Source organism: Isoptericola croceus, from assembly GCF_029382255.1.
Lineage (GTDB): Bacteria > Actinomycetota > Actinomycetes > Actinomycetales > Cellulomonadaceae > Isoptericola > Isoptericola croceus.
In genome coordinates this window covers 1-262 of the sequence record NZ_JARLLG010000419.1, presented here as the reverse complement: position 1 = coordinate 262, position 262 = coordinate 1, and the positions used below count along the sequence as shown (strand labels likewise).

Annotated in this window: 1 pseudogene; it reads right to left on the bottom strand. The window is 72.5% G+C overall.

From position 1 onward, the window contains the following. Positions 1-214, bottom strand: a pseudogene (locus PZC42_RS21750) (cobyric acid synthase); the annotation flags it as partial. Positions 215-262: the final 48 nt, after the last annotated feature.

The window sequence follows — 262 nt, the reverse complement described above, 5'->3', positions numbered from 1 at the left end:
CGGGCCAGAGGTTCCGCTCCACCGGGCTTCCCGCCCCCTCCAGCACCACGAGGTCGTACTCGGCGAGAAGCCCTTCCAGGGCCTCCCGCACGGGGGCCTCGAGGAGAGGCCTCCTCTCCTGCCAGGGGAGCCGGGAAAGCCTTGGGTCCACCTTCCCCCACACCACCCCCTGGGCCTCTTCCTCCCCGAAGGGCTTCACCAGGACGGGGTTCATCCGCACCTCGGCCTCCACCCCGGCCGCCACCGCCTGGAGCCACTGGGC